The following is a 15,841-nucleotide window of genomic DNA, read 5'->3' on the forward strand; positions in this document are numbered from 1 at the left end:
AGCATACGACAAATCAGTGTCGGACTGGCAGGTCTCCTGGCTCTCTTCAGTTAGCCCGCCTTCCCACGCAGCGTGTGCTGCACAGTGGCCGTAGGGTATAGGCTAACCTTTTTGGTGAAGATGACAGTTGCGGGAACAGCGCAGGAGTTACACCTGCTTCCCTTTTAAGGCTACAACCACGGCAGTAGTTATGGCCACCAATCTGGGTGCAAAGGTAGGAACATTTATGCAATGTTGGTTAATCCTGTTCAGAACATATTACTGGGGCCTTCAACCGAACCTGCTCTGGTGCGTAACTCCAAGCACAAATTGACAAGAGCAGAACATTGAAACTGACTAAACCTTTTTATACCCGACCTAATGTAGTGCAAGTGGCACAGGAGTTATTGGGCAAGTATGTCTACACCTGCGTCGATGGCATACTTACAGGAGGAATGATTGTGGAAACAGAGGCTTATGCCGGGGAAAATGACAGAGCTTGCCATGCCCACCTGAACCGTCGTACCTCCCGCACAGAAATCATGTATCATGAGGGAGGAGTCGCTTATGTATACCTGGTGTATGGCATTTACCACTTGTTTAATATCATCACCAACGAGAAAAATAAAGCAGATGCCGTATTGGTGCGTGCCATAGAACCAGAGGTAGGGGTAGAGGAGATGCTGCTGCGGCGGGGCATGGCAAGTGCAAAACCTAACCTTACAGCCGGGCCTGGGGTGCTTAGCATTGCTCTAGGCATAGATAAAAAGCTTTATGGTGCCGACCTGACTGGTAACACAATTTGGCTGGAGGATAAAGGTGTTACTGTGCCGGCCGAGGATATAGCCATTGGACCACGCATTGGCATAGACTATGCCGGTGAAGATGCGCTGCTGCCTTGGCGGTTTTGGCTGAAAGGGAGCAAGTGGGTAAGCAAAAAAAGATAACTTTGAGCTGGGATAAACAGCTTTCTAATTCTTCGCACTCAACTTATTGTCAACTGACCAATAACCTCCACCTCTAATCAGCAGGAATGTACTTCCCAACAACATCGACCAGTCTGTCCGGCTGGCATGTAGCATTTCCCAAACGCCATCGTTAGTTAAGATCTCCAGCTTAGTAGTAGCCAGGGCCGTGAGCATGATTATGATGAGAGGCATGCTTGCCAGGCGCGTAAACAACCCGAGTAAAACCAGTGTGCCGCAGATAAATTCAAAAGAGCCCACGAAGGCACCCAAAAAATCAGGCGAGGGAAGGCCAATTCTCTCAAAGCGTCCTGCGCCTCGTGTTGCAGGAAATAAAAGCTTTTGAATGCCCTCCGATAAAAACACGACACCTACTATAAGCCGGATCAAGATGGTTGTTCTGGAGTTGTCGGTTTGGGTGATCTTCTGAAGCATTGATTTGCTTGATGGTTCTAAGCCGCAAAGTACAGAGAATTGTTAAAAGCTATAACGGCACTAAGGATTACGAAAATCTATAGATGATGCGTGCTCACATGTGGAGTGCTTGAAGTAGTGCCGATATGCTTATGCATAATGGTAACGCCTGTGTTGCCTACTAGCTTAGTATATACGCGCCAGCCCAGGTCATAGTAGAAGCTTACTCTGTCGGTGGCTACCAGGTATAAATCAGAAAAACCAATCTGCTGAGCGTGCTGCTCTAAGGCCTGGACCAGTAACTTGCCAACCCCCTGCATACGGTACTCAGGTGCTACATAGAGTGCGGCTAGCCAAGGCTTCAGTTCCGGGAGTGCCTCCACACCGTCGTCCTCTATCAGCAATACCGAACCTGCTGGTTTATCTCCTGATAAAGCCACTAGTGTAACCGGAAACGTTCCAGATTGTAGGTGCTCACGCAAAGGAGCCTTCACCACCTCTATGGTGTTGCCCGGCTTTTGCCACCACTGCTGGTATATCCAGTTGGCTACAGTGTTGAAGTGTTCAGGTGCTTCGTGCAGGTTCTTTATTGTAAACATCGCCTTAGCTTCTTTAGCTTATGTTTTACGGGTATTTTACAACCAGAAAGAAAAAGCAATATAATTATAAAAGCCTGCTAGGCAAAGAGGTGTATGTTAGCCTATTGATATTTTTTAGAACATGTAAGAGGTAGTATTAAAAGCTACTTAGCCGGGAAAAGAACCTTTAAAGCCTGTGGTATTCGCTTACCCCAGGCAGCTTCAAAATGCTTTGCCTGTGGGTCCTTTACCCAAGTATAGTTTTTGCTATCCCGGTAGCCTTTCTTTTGCAGAGCCCGCAGCATGTTATCTATACCTAGCTGCAATTGTTCCTCCAGCTCAATCCCACCATTGTCGATGTAGAAGTACAGGTCTTTCTTTTTGCCTTTATAAGCAAGTACGTCATCTACATAGTCTATTTGCTGAATTTTAAAGGCAGGCGACATGCAAATGGCTCTAGAGAAGACTTCCGGATGCTCCCAGGCCAGCATGAAAGCTATGGTACCTCCTGCCGAAGAACCGCCCGTAGCAGTGTACTTGCGGTCAGGCTTTGTGCGGTATGTGCTATCTACGAAAGGCTTTACAGTATTGACTACAAAATCCATGTATGCTGAGCCTTTATCGCCAGGAGTATACTCCTGCATGCGATCTTCGTTATTGTTGATGCCGACAATAATGATTGGCTCTATCGCGCCTGCTCGTATCAGGCTATCGGCTGTTTCATCAATGCGCCAGTCTACTCCAAAAGAGCTGGTGCCAGGGTCGAAAAGGTTTTGCCCGTCATGCATGTAAAGTACAGGGTAGCGTTTTCGAGGGTCCTGGTCATAATTTGGCGGTAGCCATACGACCAAATCGCGGGCAGGTATAGTGTTGCCTGTTCCTAAATTTTGATGGTACCTAACCGTGCCTGTTACGCCTCCTTTTGCAGAAGGTGCTTTACCATCCCGCCAATGCTTTACCTGGTTTTTTACCTGCAGGCTACTCTCCACTTTAACCGTAAAGTTACCCAGAGGGGCTCCGGTACTGTCAGTGGCTTCATGCTCCCAGCTGCCCAGCGTATACTTATACTCCAGGTGCATAAGAGGCTCGCGCAGCACAATTTCCTTTTGCCAGCTAGTAGAGCTGGTTCGTTCCATCTCCACCTTTCCAGGATTCCAGTTGCCAAGCTCCGGAGCGTTGCCGGTAATATATACTTGGGCAGTATCGGGTAAGCCAGGTGTGTGCAGCACAAATGTTACTGTTTTACTGGATGGGACCTGTGCCGATGCTGTGAGTGCCAGTAGCAGTAAAAGCAGGAGCGGAGGGATGAACTTCATAGTTATAGTAAGGCTGACGAGGTGGAGACTGTGACGTGTTGAGTTAGTAAGTAAGGTAAGAAAATGACCAGCGTTCTTTAACGCAAAACAGCCACAGCATAAAGTGCTGCGGCTGTTTTGCGTTATGTGGTGTCAGAAATTAGCTGTTAGACTTTTTACTCTCGCGGTCCTGCTCGTTGTCGGTGCGGTTTTGCGGAGTTTGTCTGCCGGTTAGCTTCGTATCGGTTACGTCGCGCTCCAGGCTATTTGAAATATCTTTTTTATTGCTGTTGCTCTTGTCTGTCAGGTCAGACTGCTGTTTCTTATTTTTATCTTCCATTGTTTTCATAGGTTAAATTAAACTATTCGCTTTTTTTACCAGCGGACTCAGAGCCAGCAGGAATGCTTTGCCAGCCTTTGCCTTGAGTAGGCTTGTTCTGGTTGCCCACTTTGGAGGCAGTTTGATTCTGGGCGTTCGGGTTGTTTGGATTGTTGTTGCTATTTCGAAGCGAGTTCTCAATAGCCAACCTGTTTCCTTTTTTGCCCGCCTCAAACGATTTCTCAGGGTTGCTTGCAAAGCCATGGAACTCCAAGTTCTTGTTCTTTTCTCCTTTCATCTGGTATAGAAGTTTTTAGGTGAAACATCAGGCCTTTTCGTAAGGCCGTTCTACAGTGTACGTCAGTTACTTTAGCATGTTTTGCGGCTGCCTCTTAGTACTTCTGGTCACTGTTTTCTTCCACATCTTTACCTGTGCGGATGTTAGTAATGCCGCCACCGGTGCCGCTGATGGTAGGCGAGGTGGCATCGCTTTGGGAACTAGTAGCGCTGTTCTTGATCGATTTCCCTGGTTTCATGGTGCGGGATGTTTCATTCACATCCTGCTGCAATCTATCCTTCTGCTGATTCTTATCTTTTTCTTGTTTCATAGCTTATAGGTTAAAGTCAAAGTACGGCCGTGTGTAGCGGCCATACTATACTTTGTACGGGTTATCTATAGGCTAGTTGAGCAGGTAGGGTAAGGGGGTGGCAGAGGTTATGCCTTTTCGCAGAGCAGGACGATGGGCTTTTGGTGCATATCTGTGGTAAAGAACAGGTAAGTTTGGCCACCCTCTTTTATACCTGTTTTCTTGCGGATGTCAGCAACAGACTCAGGAAAGTTACGCACCGTTATATTGGCTTTTTTCTCAAGCAGCTGCTTTAGAAGTTCTTTCTTATTATAGCGGCTTATGCCCAGGCACCTAAAGCTTCGGCCCGGGAAGTGTGGCAATAGCTGTACTGAGGTATAGAGGTGGCTATTAGGGTGCAGCTTGCTCAAAGCCAGGTGCTGCCCCAGGTAGCGATATGCGCCGGCTTTAAGTATGGCAGCATTAGGTTCATATATAAACTCCCGCGGGTCATTATAAACAGGTGTGGCTGCTTCCTCTTGTGTACGGCTAAAAGTAAGCAGTTGCGGATTAGCCTGAGGCAGCAGGTTTACGGCCGTACGAGGCACATCAGCAGGAGCAGGAGCTTCCGGCTTTAGCAAGTATAGTACTTCCTTCACCTCGTTCTGCAGTGCTACCACCCATACTTGTTCCACGTGGCCCAGCTCTTGCAATGCCTGCTCTATGTCCAGCATAGGCGATGTTTTTAAGAGTACAGCCTCGGCCTTTTGGAAGAGCAGGGGCAGGAGACGTAGCACATCTGGCTCACAATCCTGCAGCAGGTGAAGCTTTTGTTCATGGTTGCCTCGCCGGGCGGGGTCCAGGTACAGTATGTCAGCCTTTCCTTCAAAGCCGCTTAAAAACTCTTCGGCAGTAGTGTTTATACTTGTGATGTTCTCTGCATCCAACAGACCAAAGTTATACTTCGCTATCTCCTGTAGTTCCTGGTTCTGTTCCACGTGTATCACCTGCGCAAAGCTGCGGGAAAAATAAAAGCAGTCTACTCCAAAGCCTCCTGTTAGATCTACCAGCTGCTTACCTTTCACCAAACTGGCTTTATAAGCCGCCGTTATCTCTGACGAGCTCTGCTCCACCGACAGTGCCACCGGAAACACGACCTGCGGATTCTCTACCCATGTTGGCAGCTTTTGTGCCGCCTTTTGCCGGGCTTTTATCTGCAGCACCAACTCCTGCACCGGCAGGTTAGGGTATCGCTGTGCCTGCAGCATTAGTTGGGCCACATCATGTTTCTGGTGCTCAAGTATAAATTCTTGTTCTTCGGTGGTGAAAATCCGCATGGTGCCTCTAATTCTATACTTCTGGCAAAGATACTCAATATAAGATAGTGACCTGCTTCAGTTTTGTCTAACGTTTTTAAATAAAAATTAAACAAAACTGAAGCAGGTCAATTTAATAGAATATCAAAACATATTTAATTTAATGAGGAAGGCTATGAAGAACTGGATGAAACTGATGCTGTTAACTGTACTGCCAACAGTATTTTTGGCAAGCTGCGATGATGACGATGATGACCTGGACCTGACCGATCAGGCAAATGTAATGATAGTACATGCTTCCCCAGACGCTCCTGGCATAGATCTTTATGTAGATGATGCGAAAGTGAATAATGCTGCTCTAAATTATCTGGACAACATAGGTTACTTGAATGTGGAGGCTGGTAACCGTAACTTTAAAGTAACTGCTGCTGGTACCGGTACAGGTAGTCCGGTTATAAATGCCGATGTGAATCTGATAGAAGATATGAGCTACACTATTTTTGCTGCCGACATCTGAGTGAGATTGCTCCGGTGGTGCTGATGGATGACCTGACAGCTCCTGCCAGTGGGAAAGCACATGTTCGCTTTGTGCACTTATCGCCAGACGCTCCTAATGTAGATGTGGTTGTGCAGGGAGGCCCAGTTCTTTTTTCTGATATGGAGTTTAAAGAGGCCTCAGCTTTTACTCCTGTGGATGCAGGCAGTTACACTGTGGAGGTGCAGCCCGTTAACTCTGACGATGCTGCTGTTTCTGCCACTTTAAACCTGCAGTCTGGTAAAATCTATACTGTATTTGCCAGAGGCTTCCTCAGCCCTCCATCAGGTAACATGAACATGCTTGGTGCGGAAGTGATAGAGAATAACTAAGCACCTCCTTTACTACAGATAGTTACGGCGCTTGCTACTTATTGGCAGGCGCCGTTCTTATTTACACTGCTGTAGAACTGCTTCAGACCCAGTAATGTTGATGAAGCGCAACAATTTTTGTAATTTTGTGTTTTCATTTGAAAGAGCAATAAATATGATAGATACAGATCTGAAGTACAAGGTAAAGGATATTTCGCTGGCCGAGTGGGGCCGCAAGGAGATAAGACTAGCAGAGGCTGAGATGCCTGGTTTGATGGCTATCCGTGAGGAGTATGGCCCAAGCAAGCCGCTAGCTGGTGCCCGCATTGCTGGCTGTCTGCACATGACTATTCAGACTGCTGTGCTGATCGAAACACTGGTGGAGCTGGGTGCTGAGGTTACCTGGTCTTCTTGCAACATTTTCTCTACGCAGGACCACGCTGCTGCTGCCATTGCTGCTGCCGGTATCTCTGTTTACGCCTGGAAAGGTATGACTGCAGAGGAGTTTGACTGGTGCATTGAGCAAACGTTGTTCTTCGGCGAAGACCGTAAGCCACTGAACATGATCCTGGATGATGGTGGTGACCTGACTAACATGGTACTGGATAAGTATCCTGAATTGGCCTCTGGAATCAAAGGTCTATCTGAAGAGACTACTACAGGTGTACACCGCCTGTACGAGCGTATGAAGAACGGTACGCTGCCAATGCCTGCCATCAATGTAAACGACTCTGTTACCAAGTCTAAGTTCGACAACAAGTATGGCTGTAAAGAGTCTTTGGTAGACGCTATCCGTCGTGCCACTGACGTAATGATGGCTGGTAAGGTAGCTGTGGTAGCTGGTTACGGTGACGTAGGTAAAGGTTCTGCCGCTTCTTTGCGTGGTGCCGGTGCCCGTGTTATCGTTACTGAGATTGATCCGATTTGCGCCCTGCAGGCTGCTATGGATGGTTTCGCTGTGAAGAGAATGGTAGATGCCGTTAAAGAGGCTGACATCGTGGTAACAGCTACCGGTAACAAAGACATCATCACAGAGCGTGAGTTCCGCCTGATGAAGGATAAAGCTATTGTTTGTAACATCGGCCACTTCGACAACGAGATCGATATGGCTTGGTTGAACAAAAACTATGGCAACACGAAAGATGTGATCAAGCCACAGGTTGACCTGTACAACATTGAGGGCAAAGACATTATTGTGCTGGCAGAAGGACGCCTGGTAAACCTGGGTTGTGCTACTGGCCACCCATCATTCGTTATGTCTAACTCCTTCTCTAACCAGACATTGGCCCAGATCGAGCTTTGGACTAATGCAGATGCTTACGAGAACAAGGTTTATACTTTGCCGAAGCACCTGGATGAGAAAGTTGCCCGCCTGCACCTAGGTAAGATTGGTGTAGAGTTGGATGAGCTTACGCCAGATCAGGCAAGCTACATCGGCGTGGAGGTAGAAGGGCCGTTTAAGCCGGAATATTACAGATACTAATATCTGTTAGCCATAAAACTATAGAGGCCGGTGCTGTAAAGCAGCACCGGCCTTTTTCTTTTCAGTAGTAGCTGATGGGAGAGTGAACTAGTAGCCGTGCCTCATATAATGTTAAATCTAGACATGAGTGCCTTTTTGTAAGACTTTCCAATTGGTATCTCACCTTTAGAGAATACCACAGAGTTTTCTTCCAAAGCCTCTATTTTATCAAGGTTGGCGATATAAGAGCGGTGCACCCGTACAAAGTTCTGCGACGGCAACTTCTGCTCCATATCTTTTAGCGTGGAGCTAACAAGGTACTTCTGATCGGCGGTAACTATAAACGAGTAGTTATCATAAGCCTCCACCCACAGAATATTGCTGTAGTGCACTTTAATGATGCGGTGCTTTACCTTTACAAAGATATAGTCAGTAGCAACGTCCTTGTCTTTTGAGTCCATACTGGCTCCATTCCCCACCTTAGTGTCTTTGTGGTTGCTGTCGTGCTTATAGAGGGCTATCTCAATGGCAGATCGCAGGCTCTTCTCATCAAAAGGCTTTACCAAAAAACCGTCGGGCTCCGTTTTCTTCGCACGGTCAATGGTCGCTGGGTCAGCGTAGGCGGTGAGGTAGATAAACGGTATGCCGAACTCTTCGCGGATGCGTGAGCCAATATCCACGCCGTCGGCATCGCCACGCAGGTTAATGTCGAGCAGTACCAAGTCTGGTTGAGTTTCCCGAATCATGTCGATCGTGTCTTCCCCTGTATCTATGGCACACGTCTCATAACCTAATTCTTCCAGGCTAGCCGCAAGGTCTTCCGCGATGATGACCTCATCTTCCGATATAAGGATTTTAGGTTTTGTCATAGCATTAGGTTCATACGTGAAATTAATAATTATGGTGGCAAAACAAAATATAATATTGATTTAGTGCCATGTTTGTTAAAGAATCTGATGTTACCGTCAAGCTTTCTGCTCAACGACTGTACTAGCTTTAGCCCAAAAGACTGCCCATGCTGTTGTTTCTCGAAAAAATCTTCGGGAAGGCCATGACCATTGTCACTCACGGTGAGGGTATACTGCACCTCATCGTGCTGCACCAGTTCAATTCGCAGCACTCCACACTCTCCTCTTGGGAACGCATATTTTAAGGTATTGGATACCAGTTCGTTCACAATTAATCCTAAGGTGATAGCCGAGTCAACATCCATCTTGGTATAAGGTACATCTAGCTCGAGTTCAACCCTATCCATACTTACGCCATAGGAAGCATAAAGGCTCTCGCATATCTCCAGAAAATACTCTTCTAAGTTGATCTGAGCCAAATCGTTATGGCGGTAAAGGCGCTCGTGCAACAACGACATAGAACGAACCCTGCTGCGTAGTGCCTGCATTACCTCCTGTGCAGAAGGATCTTGCACGTGGCGGGCCTGCAGATTTAGCATGCTGATCACAATCTGCAGGTTATTTTTAACCCGATGGTGTATCTCCTGCAGCAGAATCTCTTTTTCACGGTTCTGCCTTTCGAGCAAACGAGTACGGTGGTCTACCTTTAACTCCAGCAGAGAGTTCATCTTAACAAGGCTTCGCTCTCGCAGACGCACCACGCTTAGCACAGCCCCAGCCATCAGCAGCAGTATGACTCCTATAAACCACTCGCGTCGCCAAATAGGAGGCACAATAGAGAAAGTGTAAGTAAGGGGCTGAGGTGTCCAAAAACCATCGTTGTTGCAGGCCAGCAGCTCAAAAGTATATGTGCCTGGCGAAAGGTTGGCGTACGTGGTAAAAGAACGCTCTGTTTCTTGAGACCAGGCATCATTGTAGCCTACTAAGCGGTACTTATACTTTACCTGCTCCGGATCTGAAAGGCAAATGCCATGAAAATTGAACGACAAATGATTTTGCGTGTGTGGAAGCCGCAGGTTCTGTGGCAAGCCTGTGGTGCTATCCGGGTTGTGGCCAAGTGCCCGCCAGTCGGTAGGGTTGGAGTGGAGCAGTACATCTATGAGTACCATCTCGGGGTAAACCGCGTTCTGGCGATCCAGGTGAGGCAGGTACCTGGAAAGTCCTTTGGTTGTACCAAACCACATGTGTCCGTCTGCTGTCTGCAGCATTGCGTTGTCACATACCTCTAAGCCTCTGAAGCCACTGGGGCTCGTGTAGCTCCTGTAGCTGAATTTGCCTTGTTGGCGAAGCAGCGGGAGCCTTACTTTAAGTACATCCCGGTTGGTAGCGATCCAGAGGTTATCAGCTTCATCGGCATACAAGGTTTTGATAGCTTCGTTTGGTAAGCCCTCTTTAGAAGTATAAAGGGTAGCTTTCTCGCCCTGTAGCACCAGCAAACCTGTGTTGAAGGCAGCAAAGAATAAATTGCCCTGATTGTCTTCAGTGATGGAACGTACCTCCGTTAGGTTCAGACCCTTTAGCTCCACAGGCTGCACCAGCTGATTGTTCTTTATCTGAAACACACCTTGGTCGGAGCCAACCCACAGCTTGTTTTTGCTGTCCCGGAATATAGTTCGGGCAATCAGATTTCCACCAGTATAAGAAAGTAATTTGAGCGACCCTTGCTGAAGGCTTACAACGCCGCCAGCTGTAGCAAAATATAGTTGCCCGTCAGATCCTAAAGCACCTTGGTATACATCTGGGGCGGGTAGCCCCTGTGCCGCAGCGTATCGTTTAGGGCCATCCCTGCCTAAGCGCCAGATGCCGTTGCTTGTGCTGGCCCACATTTCTTCACCTACAGGTAAAAAGTTGTAGATAGTGGCGCCGCGTGGCCAAGGGATAGTCTGCCATATCGGGCCGCCGGGATACATTATCGCAAGCTCCCCCTCATCAGTGCCAAACCATATGTTGCCTTTGGTATCCTGTGCAACGGCTGTAACCCGAGGCTCTACAATACTTCCAAAATCAAAGTAGTGTAAAAACCAGGGAGCCCTGTGCTGCTGCACACCATAGCCGTTCGTTCCTATCCAAACATTGCCTTCTGTGTCAGTGGCTAGCGCTGTAATGCGACTGGTACGCAGGCCGCTGCGGCGTGTCAGGTGCGTAAAACTTTTGCCGTCATACTTGAGCAGGCCGTTGCGCTGCAGGCCTAGCCAGAGGTTATCATAGCTGTCGTGGGTAAAGCTGGTGATGTGGCTGCCGTTTAGCTGCCCGGGCAACTGAACAAATTCTAAAGAATTTTGACCTGCCTGTGCTAAGCCTTGTTCGGTGCCGATCCAAACCCGGTCTTTCTTATCGGTGGTGAGCGCTGTAACATGGTTATGAGGCAACTCACTGTTTTCAGTTGTGTAGTGCAGAACCTGAGTACCAGAAACTCTATAAATGCCACTGTCTTGAGTACCTGCCCAAAGGCTGCCGGTAGGTGTGTGAGTAACGGCGGTATAACTTGCCTCTGGCAGTTGCTGATACTTTGCTGCCAGGCTATCAGTAAGGTGGTATACTCCTTTGTTAGTGCCTATCCATAGTTTACCCGAATTATCTTCAGAGATACTCCACACTGATTGCGCTTGTATCCCCTTCTGTGGCCCATAGTTCTTAAAAGAGGAGCCATTGAATAATAAAAGTCCAACATCAGTAGTACCAATCCAAAGGCGCCGACGACTATCTTCATAAAGTGTGGAAATATTATGGCTGGACAGGCCATTCTCCTTAGTATATGTCTTGAAACTTACGCCATCAAAACGGCTTAGGCCAGCCCGGGTAGCTAGCCAGAGGTAACCTCTATGGTCCTGCTCTATGGCCATCACCTGCGACTGTGGCAATCCTTGCTCTAGTGTCCAGCTACGGATATTATACTGTTGCGCATAGGCAGCAGCAGTAGCCAGAAGCAGGCACAGAAGAAGGATAAGGCGTATAGGGTGCATTGTCGGTCTTTATACATAAGCCTTTGGTATAGAGCATTTCCTTGTTAGATACAACACAAAGGCGGCTAAAGTATAAAACTGCTTACGAAGGCTCGGTAAAAAGGTATAGCAGAAATGGTTGCATTTTATTAGCGATGTAAAAGAACTTCTGTGTAAACAGCGATATTTTTTGGTGTAAAAGGGTAGGGTAGCAGAGATAAGTACCTTGGCAGAATTAAATGGGGGAACATGGCCGGCTTTAAAGCGGAAACTAAGATATTTGCTTCTTTAACTGAAGTACTTGCCTTGTTATGCCTGTAAAGCTTTCTGTTGTTATCATCACTTATAATGAGGAGCGAAATATTGCCCGCTGCCTAGAGTCTGTTAAACGAGTAGCAGATGAGATAGTGGTAGTGGACTCTTTTTCTAAGGACCGCACAAAAGAAATATGCCTGGGCTATGGCGCCAGGTTTATAGAACATCCTTTTGGAGGGCACATCGAGCAGAAGAACTATGCGCTAACGCAGGCCACTTATAACCATGTGCTGTCTTTAGATGCAGATGAAACTTTAACACCGGAGCTGGAGCAAGCTGTGCTTACGGCAAAGAATAACTGGGAGGCTGATGCCTACAGTATGAACCGCCTTACTAACTACTGTGGTAAGTGGATCCATCACTCCGGCTGGTACCCTGATACTAAAGTACGTCTGTTCGACCGCACGAAAGCTGTTTGGGGCGGAGAAAATCCTCACGACAAGATTATCCTTGATAAGGGAGCCAGCTTACAGCACCTGAGGGGTGATCTGCTGCACTATTCTTACTACTCTGTATCGCAGCACCTGGGGCAGATCAATAAATTTACTGATGCCTCGTCTAATGCCATGATCAGGGGCGGCAAAACAGTTTTTTTGCCAATGGTGATTATAAAGCCTTTGTTCCGCTTCTTTAGAGCCTATGTTCTAAAGCGGGGCTTTCTGGATGGGCCAGAAGGATTTATTATCTCTGTCTCGTCTGCTGTATCTGTATACTATAAGTACGTGAAACTGTACATGCACAACAGGCAGCAGAAGCGAGATCAGAAGTAAAAGAATCTATACTTCATGCAGCACTTCTTTGTAAACAGCCAGTGTGCGGCGAGCTGTGTTCTTTTTTGAAAATTCCTGGAGCAGCCTAGTAGCACCCTGAACCGCACTGTCTCGCAGAGATTCGTTGGTCAGCACCTGATGCACCTTCTCGGCAAGTATAGCTGGCGATTTTACCGGAGCTAAAAAACCTGTTTCTCCGTCTCGCACTATCTCTGGTATACCTCCGGCCCTAGTTGCAACGACCGGTACTTTACAGGCAAAGGCATCCAGAATAGTTGTTCCCAGTCCCTCAGTTTCTGAGGTTACCAGCATCACATCCAGCTCAGGCATAATCTCCGGTACATCTTTTCTAAAGCCTGTGAAGATGATATGCTGCTGCATGTTCTTCTGCTGCACGTAAGCTTCTATCTCTTGTCTTAAAGGTCCGTCTCCTATGATAAAGAATTTTGCCTGTGGATGCTGTTTCAGCAAAAGCTCGGCAGTATCTACAAAAGTATAATAGTCTTTATGTGGCGCGATGGCAGATATATTGCCTATAAGCGGAGTAGAAGGAGGAAAGTTAAACTCCCTGTGAAGCTTGCCTGTTTTAGTGCTGTTAGCAAACCGGCTAAGGTCAATTCCACTGTGCACCGTTACGCACAGCTCTGGCCGCTCCAGGCTCTGCGACACTACCTCCTTGATTTTATCAGAAACACAGATTACCCGCTTAATACCTTTGTAATTATACTTCAGGCGCGAGAGCAGATTATTCTTTACAGGAAAATCTACGCGGCGGCTAAGTATGATAGGTAAAGTATTTCCAAGTGCATGCGAAAGTACACTGATAGCATGCGCATGGCCGCTGTGCACATGCATCAGGTTAATCTTGTTTCGCTTACAGTAAGATTTGACGTTTAGAGCAGTGACAACATCAAACTCGTTCGCAAATGGTAGAGCTGCGTGTGGTATGTTCCGTTGCTGGCAATAGTTGTGGAATTCCGACCCTTTTCGGCATACTACATAGTTGCCTACACCTTGTTGCTGAAGCTCCTCTATCAGGTAAGCAACTTGTTGCTCACCGCCTCTCCATGTTCTTTCCGAAACCAGATGTAGTATGCGCATGCCAATGTTTGTTTTTTGTGCTCTCCCTGATTTTTCAAGGACTCTTTTCAATGCTTACAAAGGTAGGGGATAATACTTTGCCGAAGCATACAAGTGTAGCAGGTTAGTTTATGCCACTTTCTGTGCCCTCACAATCATAGTCTCTCCAAACAGGATTTCCTTTGAGTGCATCTGAGAAGCAATTTCTTTGTTGCGGACCAATTGCCCCGAATTTTTCTCCTCTTTGTTGTACACGAGTTTAGTTGTAAGGTAAGACAGCGGCACTAGCGGCAGGTACAACCACGAGACAGGCTTAACCTGGTTGGTTGCGATGTTATCTATCCTGTAGTTATTGGAGTGCAGGAGGTAGCGCAGCTCAGGATAAGAAATCATGGCGATGTGGTGGGAGGGATTTGGTCTTTGCTCATCCAAAGGAGACTTACATTTGTTGTGGTGCCCCGTTAGAAGCCACCTGAACCTGGAGTGAAAAGAGCTGATATTGGGAGTGGAAACTATAAAATATCCCCCTGGCTTCAGTACCCGGTTTACCTCCTTGGCAAAGTCAAATTGCTTGCTGATGTGCTCGATGCCATCTATACAGACCACAACGTCGAAAAAGTTATCTTCAAATGGTAAGGGCGCCGTCATATCGCCCTGGATAAACTGCTTATGTTCTATTTGCAGGTTATTTACCACGTCCACGCTTACCACATTCTTATAGCCGTTGTCTTTTAAGCGCTGGGTAAAGGCACCGGCCCCAGATGGAATGTCTAGTATAGTAGCATCCTTATTACCTGGTATCAGGGTAAAAACCTCTTCATGTGTGTTTTTAGAGGTGTTGATAGGAATCCCTTTATAGCTTCTTCTCATAAGGTCAGTTTTGGGTTAGCTACTAATATAGCATAAAGCAATTGCAAATGCTTTATTATGAGTGCAAAAGTGAAGCCGAAGAAGCTGTCTTTCCGCTTAATTATAAGAGGGTTTCATTGATTTTGTAGAAATTTTCATGCCTAGAGGGGTAAAGAAAGTGCTTCTTTATAAATGCTACGTATAAGACCTTAAGTCGTGATTAGGGAGGCTATGCAACCCTTAAGCGGCAAGCAAGGTATGTAATTAAAATTCCTATATTTGCGTCTAACGCGCGATGGAGGGCTTCACCAAAGTACAAAATCCAGTAAAGTAGATGAGCGATCAAACAGGTAAACAACTGAGTAAGGAGGAAAAGGACGCACGGTTCGAGGCCGAGTTGCTACCCGTGCTGGACCCCCTATACAATTTTGCCTACAGGCTCACCTTAGACGAAGACGACGCCAACGATCTGGTGCAGGAGACTTATCTGAAGGCATATCGCTTTTTCGACTATTTCGAGCAAGGAACTAATGCAAAAGCATGGCTGTTCCGAATCCTGAAGAACTCCTTCATTAACGAGTTTCGGAAAAAGAGCAAGCAGCCCGCCAAAGTTGACTACAGCGAGGTTGAAGGGTATTACAACACCGATGACGTTGAAGGTGAGAGCGGAGTGGCCACCACTACCGACATGCGCACAGAAAGTGTGCAGGACCTTATTGGCGACGAGGTGGCTAGTGCCTTAAATGCGCTGCCTGTAGACTTTAGAACAGTGATCATTTTGTGTGATCTGGAAGGTTTCACTTATGAGGAGATGGCCAAAATCCTGGACATCCCAATAGGAACCGTGCGTTCGAGGTTGCACAGAGCCCGTAACTCTTTGAAGGAGAAGTTGGAAAAGTATGCGAAAAGCATGGGATATAACAGTTAGAGAAGAAATTTAAGAGTTTGAGCAAAGATGGAATCAAAATTTACAGAAGCGTACTCTAAAGCACCGGATGAGGCTAAAGAGGCAGATTGTGGGAAGGTGTCCGACATGTTGGACCTGATGATTGATGGTGAAGCTTCCACAGAGGAACAATTATTCTTTAACCAGCACATCGAGGAGTGCGTCAGTTGCTTCGAGAGTCATCAGAAGCAAAAGCTCTTAAAAGGGCTGGTGACTGGCCATCTAAAGCGCGTGATTGTACCAAACAGCCTGGTGCATTCTATCAAAGCTAAGATTCAAGAAACACTATAA

At 47.0% G+C, this 15,841-nt stretch carries 18 protein-coding genes and 1 riboswitch; of the genes, 7 read left to right on the forward strand and 11 right to left on the reverse strand.

Annotation, left to right across the window (positions count from 1 at the left end):
- Positions 1-9: 9 nt before the first annotated feature.
- Positions 10-217: riboswitch (cobalamin riboswitch) on the reverse strand.
- A gap of 109 nt (positions 218-326) precedes the next feature.
- A complete protein-coding gene (locus PKOR_RS08270; RefSeq protein ID WP_046310139.1) occupies positions 327-926 on the forward strand; it encodes a DNA-3-methyladenine glycosylase in 600 nt (199 codons plus the stop codon).
- 24 nt (positions 927-950) lie between these two features.
- Here the strand turns inward: PKOR_RS08270 and PKOR_RS08275 are convergent, their stop codons facing one another.
- The 7 genes from PKOR_RS08275 to PKOR_RS08305 form a co-directional block, all read right to left on the reverse strand.
- On the reverse strand, positions 951-1,379 hold the full coding sequence (locus PKOR_RS08275; RefSeq protein WP_046310140.1) for a DoxX family protein: 429 nt from the start codon (positions 1,377-1,379) through the stop codon (positions 951-953).
- A gap of 77 nt (positions 1,380-1,456) precedes the next feature.
- On the reverse strand, positions 1,457-1,957 hold the full coding sequence (locus PKOR_RS08280) for a GNAT family N-acetyltransferase (protein WP_052738775.1): 501 nt from the start codon (positions 1,955-1,957) through the stop codon (positions 1,457-1,459).
- A gap of 143 nt (positions 1,958-2,100) precedes the next feature.
- Positions 2,101-3,252, reverse strand: coding sequence for an alpha/beta hydrolase-fold protein (locus tag PKOR_RS08285; protein ID WP_046310141.1), 1,152 nt, complete (start codon positions 3,250-3,252; stop codon positions 2,101-2,103).
- A 139-nt stretch (positions 3,253-3,391) separates the two neighbouring features.
- Positions 3,392-3,580, reverse strand: coding sequence for a hypothetical protein (locus PKOR_RS08290; RefSeq protein WP_046310142.1), 189 nt, complete (start codon positions 3,578-3,580; stop codon positions 3,392-3,394).
- Between the two features lie 13 nt (positions 3,581-3,593).
- Complete coding sequence (locus PKOR_RS08295) at positions 3,594-3,848, reverse strand: hypothetical protein (RefSeq protein ID WP_046310143.1); 255 nt, start codon at positions 3,846-3,848, stop codon at positions 3,594-3,596.
- Between the two features lie 94 nt (positions 3,849-3,942).
- Positions 3,943-4,158, reverse strand: coding sequence for a hypothetical protein (locus PKOR_RS08300; RefSeq protein WP_046310144.1), 216 nt, complete (start codon positions 4,156-4,158; stop codon positions 3,943-3,945).
- A gap of 107 nt (positions 4,159-4,265) precedes the next feature.
- Positions 4,266-5,453, reverse strand: a complete 1,188-nt coding sequence (locus PKOR_RS08305; RefSeq protein WP_046310145.1) for a THUMP-like domain-containing protein — start codon at positions 5,451-5,453, stop codon at positions 4,266-4,268.
- A 154-nt stretch (positions 5,454-5,607) separates the two neighbouring features.
- Here PKOR_RS08305 and PKOR_RS25530 point away from each other — a divergent pair, with 154 nt between their 5' ends.
- From PKOR_RS25530 to ahcY, 3 genes are all read left to right on the forward strand, one after another.
- Complete coding sequence (locus PKOR_RS25530) at positions 5,608-5,949, forward strand: DUF4397 domain-containing protein (RefSeq protein ID WP_235337352.1); 342 nt, start codon at positions 5,608-5,610, stop codon at positions 5,947-5,949.
- Positions 5,950-5,972: 23 nt separating this feature from the next.
- Positions 5,973-6,299 (forward strand): DUF4397 domain-containing protein, encoded by a 327-nt coding sequence (locus PKOR_RS25535; RefSeq protein WP_235337503.1) that lies wholly within the window; start codon positions 5,973-5,975, stop codon positions 6,297-6,299.
- Between the two features lie 154 nt (positions 6,300-6,453).
- Positions 6,454-7,761: an adenosylhomocysteinase gene (gene ahcY, locus PKOR_RS08315; protein WP_415837238.1), complete on the forward strand. Its 1,308-nt coding sequence runs from the start codon at positions 6,454-6,456 to the stop codon at positions 7,759-7,761.
- Positions 7,762-7,862: 101 nt separating this feature from the next.
- Here ahcY and PKOR_RS08320 read toward each other — a convergent pair whose 3' ends face one another.
- Positions 7,863-8,609, reverse strand: coding sequence for a LytR/AlgR family response regulator transcription factor (locus tag PKOR_RS08320; RefSeq protein ID WP_046310146.1), 747 nt, complete (start codon positions 8,607-8,609; stop codon positions 7,863-7,865).
- Between the two features lie 29 nt (positions 8,610-8,638).
- On the reverse strand, positions 8,639-11,611 hold the full coding sequence (locus PKOR_RS08325; RefSeq protein ID WP_046310147.1) for a ligand-binding sensor domain-containing protein: 2,973 nt from the start codon (positions 11,609-11,611) through the stop codon (positions 8,639-8,641).
- 290 nt (positions 11,612-11,901) lie between these two features.
- Here PKOR_RS08325 and PKOR_RS08330 point away from each other — a divergent pair, with 290 nt between their 5' ends.
- Positions 11,902-12,675: a glycosyltransferase family 2 protein gene (locus tag PKOR_RS08330; RefSeq protein ID WP_046310148.1), complete on the forward strand. Its 774-nt coding sequence runs from the start codon at positions 11,902-11,904 to the stop codon at positions 12,673-12,675.
- 6 nt (positions 12,676-12,681) lie between these two features.
- Here PKOR_RS08330 and PKOR_RS08335 read toward each other — a convergent pair whose 3' ends face one another.
- Entirely contained in the window at positions 12,682-13,776 is a 1,095-nt protein-coding gene (locus PKOR_RS08335) for a glycosyltransferase (protein WP_046310149.1), read from the reverse strand.
- Between the two features lie 108 nt (positions 13,777-13,884).
- Complete coding sequence (locus PKOR_RS08340; RefSeq protein ID WP_046310150.1) at positions 13,885-14,625, reverse strand: class I SAM-dependent methyltransferase; 741 nt, start codon at positions 14,623-14,625, stop codon at positions 13,885-13,887.
- 313 nt (positions 14,626-14,938) lie between these two features.
- Here PKOR_RS08340 and PKOR_RS08345 point away from each other — a divergent pair, with 313 nt between their 5' ends.
- Together PKOR_RS08345 and PKOR_RS08350 are read left to right on the forward strand one after the other, a co-directional pair.
- Positions 14,939-15,532 carry a sigma-70 family RNA polymerase sigma factor gene (locus tag PKOR_RS08345; RefSeq protein ID WP_046310151.1) on the forward strand — a complete coding sequence of 198 codons (594 nt, stop codon included), beginning with the start codon at positions 14,939-14,941 and terminating at the stop codon, positions 15,530-15,532.
- Positions 15,533-15,559: 27 nt separating this feature from the next.
- Entirely contained in the window at positions 15,560-15,841 is a 282-nt protein-coding gene (locus tag PKOR_RS08350; protein WP_046310152.1) for a zf-HC2 domain-containing protein, read from the forward strand.

Source organism: Pontibacter korlensis, assembly GCF_000973725.1.
GTDB lineage: Bacteria > Bacteroidota > Bacteroidia > Cytophagales > Hymenobacteraceae > Pontibacter > Pontibacter korlensis.

Coding starts and splice junctions, on each gene's coding strand:
- PKOR_RS08275 (WP_046310140.1), bottom strand. CDS start 1,379: ATGCTTCAGAAGATCACCCAAACCGACAACTCCAGAACAACCATCTTG.
- PKOR_RS08280 (WP_052738775.1), bottom strand. CDS start 1,957: ATGTTTACAATAAAGAACCTGCACGAAGCACCTGAACACTTCAACACT.
- PKOR_RS08285 (WP_046310141.1), bottom strand. CDS start 3,252: ATGAAGTTCATCCCTCCGCTCCTGCTTTTACTGCTACTGGCACTCACA.
- PKOR_RS08290 (WP_046310142.1), bottom strand. CDS start 3,580: ATGAAAACAATGGAAGATAAAAATAAGAAACAGCAGTCTGACCTGACA.
- PKOR_RS08295 (WP_046310143.1), bottom strand. CDS start 3,848: ATGAAAGGAGAAAAGAACAAGAACTTGGAGTTCCATGGCTTTGCAAGC.
- PKOR_RS08300 (WP_046310144.1), bottom strand. CDS start 4,158: ATGAAACAAGAAAAAGATAAGAATCAGCAGAAGGATAGATTGCAGCAG.
- PKOR_RS08305 (WP_046310145.1), bottom strand. CDS start 5,453: ATGCGGATTTTCACCACCGAAGAACAAGAATTTATACTTGAGCACCAG.
- PKOR_RS25530 (WP_235337352.1), top strand. CDS start 5,608: ATGAAGAACTGGATGAAACTGATGCTGTTAACTGTACTGCCAACAGTA.
- PKOR_RS25535 (WP_235337503.1), top strand. CDS start 5,973: ATGGATGACCTGACAGCTCCTGCCAGTGGGAAAGCACATGTTCGCTTT.
- ahcY (WP_415837238.1), top strand. CDS start 6,454: ATGATAGATACAGATCTGAAGTACAAGGTAAAGGATATTTCGCTGGCC.
- PKOR_RS08320 (WP_046310146.1), bottom strand. CDS start 8,609: ATGACAAAACCTAAAATCCTTATATCGGAAGATGAGGTCATCATCGCG.
- PKOR_RS08325 (WP_046310147.1), bottom strand. CDS start 11,611: ATGCACCCTATACGCCTTATCCTTCTTCTGTGCCTGCTTCTGGCTACT.
- PKOR_RS08330 (WP_046310148.1), top strand. CDS start 11,902: ATGCCTGTAAAGCTTTCTGTTGTTATCATCACTTATAATGAGGAGCGA.
- PKOR_RS08335 (WP_046310149.1), bottom strand. CDS start 13,776: ATGCGCATACTACATCTGGTTTCGGAAAGAACATGGAGAGGCGGTGAG.
- PKOR_RS08340 (WP_046310150.1), bottom strand. CDS start 14,625: ATGAGAAGAAGCTATAAAGGGATTCCTATCAACACCTCTAAAAACACA.
- PKOR_RS08345 (WP_046310151.1), top strand. CDS start 14,939: ATGAGCGATCAAACAGGTAAACAACTGAGTAAGGAGGAAAAGGACGCA.
- PKOR_RS08350 (WP_046310152.1), top strand. CDS start 15,560: ATGGAATCAAAATTTACAGAAGCGTACTCTAAAGCACCGGATGAGGCT.